The organism is Trebonia sp., from assembly GCF_030042015.1.
Lineage (GTDB): Bacteria > Actinomycetota > Actinomycetes > Streptosporangiales > Streptosporangiaceae > Trebonia.
This window is the reverse complement of record NZ_JASIAL010000042.1, coordinates 1-3,499: the sequence shown is the minus strand read 5'-3', so window position 1 is coordinate 3,499 and position 3,499 is coordinate 1. Positions and strand designations below refer to the sequence as shown.

The following is a 3,499-nucleotide window of genomic DNA, read 5'->3' as shown; positions in this document are numbered from 1 at the left end:
GACGCGCGCGCCTTTCGGCAGGCTGACGAGCGCGCAGCCCGCCGTGCGGGCTCCCTGACGCCGACGGCGCGGGCGAGGACGACTGGCCGCCCGGCTCCGGCGTTGCCGCGGGCGCGCCAGGCACGCTGGCCGTCGCCGGACCCCCGATACGCACGGGCTGCGGCGGGGCGGAATTCCGGACTGGCGCGCCGAACCCTGACGACACGACGCGAACGGCCGCCGCGGAACCCCCGGCCGCGAGGAGGGCAAGGGTCGCGGTGGCGGCGATCGCACCGGCTGACTTCTTCAGCATCGCGCTAACCTAGAGCTCCGCTAAAGATCGTTTTACGACTTTCAGTAGCTTTTAGCCCATTAGGACTATTCTGCTAGTCCCGGCGGGGCAGTCGATCGCGGCCTGTGACGTCACCAGCAGGCAACACCGGCATCTGCCTGCGCCTGCGCTCCATTGGTCCCAGCGCTCGCTCATTTCTCCGCGAGGGCCGCGGCGGGCGCGCCGCTGGCGGTACCGTGGGCCGCATGCCATCGCACGGGACGGGATGTTGACGGCGTCGCTGGTCATCGGCGGCGTGCTGCTGCTCGCGATGATCGCCGCGGCGGGCTACGCGCTCGTCAGCCTGCCGAAAGGCGCGCGCGTCCCGCTGCACGCCGGCGCCCCCGAGCACAGCGTCTGGCTGCCCAAGCCCGCCGGCCTGTCCGTCTGGCTGGCCGTGGGCGCGCTGGCCTGCGGCGGGCTCGCCTCGCTCACGGCCAGCCGCGTCGCGGCCGGCTGGGCGACGTCGATGCGGGTGACGCTGCTGCCGGCCGTGATGTGCGTGGCCCTGGCCGCCGAGCTGGCCGCGATCATCTCCGCCCGCCGGCTGGCGGAGACCGCTCCGCCTGAGTCGCGACACCGGGCCGGGGACGGCGGACCGAATCGCCCGCCTCGCGGCGCATCAGCAGCGCCTCCGCGGTCGTGACGAGCGCGATGACGGCAAGCAGGCAGAACGCCACGGTAAAGGCCGTCCGGCCGTTGGCGCCCGGGAGCAGGCTGCCGATCCGCAGCGCGACCGTCGCGACCGCGACGGACAGGCCCGCGGCGAGCTGGGTGCTTGTCGCGTACAGCGTGTTGGCGTCCCGGACAAGCTCGGCCGGCATGTCGACGTAGCCGACCGTGCTGTACACGGTGAGCCCGCTGGACCGGGTGATGCCGCTGACCAGCGTCAGCGCCGCGATGACCGCCAGCGGGGTGGCGGGGGTGGTGAAGCCGAGCGCGGCGATGACGACCGCGGTGATCGTGGTGGAGACCAGCAGCAGCCAGCGGAACCCGAACCTGTTGATGAGCGGCGTCGTGGCCGGCTTGATGCCGACGTTGCCCACGAAGATGAACGCGGTGACCGCGCCGGACTTCACGGGGGACCAGCCGAACTGGGTCTGGAACAGCAGCGGCAGCAGGAACGGCGCGGCGCCGACGACGAGCCAGTACAGCGACCCGCCGAGCTGCGAGACCCGGAACGTGTCCACCCGCAGCGTCCGCAGGTTCAGCAGCGGGTGCGCGGTGCGGCGCAGGTGCCAGACCGCGGCGGCGAGCAGCCCGACGGACGCGACAGAGAAGGCGGCCGTCAGCGCGGGCGGCGGGGCCGGCAGCGAGACCAGGTGCGCGGAATAGGTGAGCCCGCCGAGCCCCGCGCAGGTCAGCAGCACCCCCGCCCAGTCAAGCGGCGGGGGAGCGGCCGCCTGGCCGGTGGCGCGGACCAGCCGCCAGGCCGCGGGGAAGGCGATCGCCCCGAGCGGCACGTTGATGAGGAACAGCCAGTGCCAGGACGCGTACGTGGTGATCAGGCCGCCGGCCAGCGGGGCGATCACCGGGGCGAGCAGCCCCGGCCAGACGACGTAGGAGGTGATGCGGAGCAGGTCCTCCTTGGCGGCCATGGAGACCACCATCGTCCGGCCGACCGGCACCATCATCGCGCCGCCCGCGCCCTGCAGCACGCGCATCGCGACGAGTTCGGGCAGGCTGCCGCTGCTCGCGCAGCCGACCGAGGCCAGGGTGAACACCGCGATCGCGGTGAGGAATATCACCCGGTTGCCGAGGCGGCGGGTCAGCCAGCCGCTGAGCGGGATCAGCACAGCGACCGTCAGCAGGTAGGCGGTGACCACGAGCCCGACCTCGGCCGCCGGGACGTGCAGCGACCGGCCGATCTGCGGGCTCGCCGTGGTGACGATGGTCCCGTCGAGCATCTCCATGAAGAAGCAGCCGGAGACCAGCAGAGCCGTGTTGCGCTGCCGCGCGTCGATCACCACCGCCCGATTATGCCCGCTTCGCGCGGTCTTTAGCGAGGCGAACGACCTCGCCGCAGCGGATGGGTGAGGAATGCCATCGTGATCCAGCCGCCGAGCACCACCAGCCAGAAGTTGACCAGGCGGTAGGCGAGCACGGCGGCGAGCGCGTGGTCCGCGTGCAGCCCCGAGGCGGTCAGGGCCGCGGTCAGCGCCAGCTCGACCAGCGCGAAGCCGCCGGGCGTCACCCCGGTGCTGCCGACCGCGGCGCCCGCGCCGTAAACGAGCAGCAGGTCGCCCCACGGCACGGGCTGGCCCATCGCGCGGATCGCGAACGCCAGCGCCGCGCAGTCGAAGGCCCAGTTAGCCACCGCGAGGCCGAACACCCGCGCGTAGCCGGGCACGGACAGGCGGGTGCCCGTCACCTCGTCGAGGAACCGTTGCAGGCCAGCGGCCCCGTGCTCCGGCTTGCCGACCACCCGCCTGCTCAGCCCGGCGAGCCACGTCAGCGCCGTGACGGCGCCGACGCGGACCCGGTCGAAGCGCAGCGCGAGCAGCGCGCCGACGCCGGGCAGCAGGTACAGCGCGGCGCCCACGAACCCGGCGACCGACGCGGCCGCCGCCCCGCCGATGACCGCGCCGACGGCGAGCAGCAGCGCCAGGGAGGACGTGGAGCAGATCCACGACACCGTCAGCGCCCAGCTCGTGGTCGCCGCGTCCAGGCCCGCCCTGCGGAACCGCCGGAAGGAGAAGGCGATGGCGAGTTCGGTGCCGGCGAACGGGACCGACAGCGACAGGGCATTGCTCGCGCAGGTGACCGCGAGCACCCGGCGCAGCCCGATCCGGTGCCCGTTGGCGCGCAGCAGTCCCCGGCGGCTCATCCCGAACGCGGTCAGCGACACCGCCTCGGCCGCCAGCGCGAGCAGCAGCCACCCGGGGCTGGCGGTGGTGAGCACGTGCATCGACTGCGCGAGCGTGTGCCTGGCGACCACGATGATGACGGCCGGCACCCCGACCACGAGCACGGTGAGGGTAAGGCGGCGAAACGCGCGCGTTCGGAATGGATGAAAAGAGCGGCGGCTGCGGACCTCAGCGGTGGCGGGGGCCTGCGGGGGTGCGGCGCTGTCCGCCCATTCCTTCACGGCAACGCCCCTCTCGCAACCGGCAGGACGCTACCGGGAAAACGCGTTTCCCGCTCCTGGCAGTTCCAGTCTGCGGCATTACCGGGCCTTTCGGCGATTCC

3 protein-coding genes and 1 pseudogene are annotated in these 3,499 nt (G+C 73.1%); 1 reads left to right on the top strand and 3 read right to left on the bottom strand.

Features of this window, described 5'->3' with window-relative positions; translation table 11 throughout:
* A pseudogene (locus Q1N79_RS01835) lies at nucleotides 1–292 on the bottom strand (hypothetical protein); the annotation flags it as partial.
* Between the two features lie 244 nt (nucleotides 293–536).
* Here Q1N79_RS01835 and Q1N79_RS01830 point away from each other — a divergent pair.
* Nucleotides 537–956, top strand: coding sequence for a hypothetical protein (locus Q1N79_RS01830; protein ID WP_300603359.1), 420 nt, complete (start codon nucleotides 537–539; stop codon nucleotides 954–956).
* Here the strand turns inward: Q1N79_RS01830 and Q1N79_RS01825 are convergent.
* Nucleotides 841–2,280: an MFS transporter gene (locus Q1N79_RS01825; RefSeq protein ID WP_300603355.1), complete on the bottom strand. Its 1,440-nt coding sequence runs from the start codon at nucleotides 2,278–2,280 to the stop codon at nucleotides 841–843. The two genes, Q1N79_RS01830 and Q1N79_RS01825, sit on opposite strands and share 116 nt — an antisense overlap.
* Nucleotides 2,281–2,309: 29 nt before the next feature.
* The gene (locus Q1N79_RS01820) at nucleotides 2,310–3,281 is read right to left on the bottom strand and encodes a lysylphosphatidylglycerol synthase transmembrane domain-containing protein (protein WP_300603353.1); all 972 of its coding nucleotides are present in this window, start codon (nucleotides 3,279–3,281) and stop codon (nucleotides 2,310–2,312) included.
* Nucleotides 3,282–3,499: the final 218 nt, after the last annotated feature.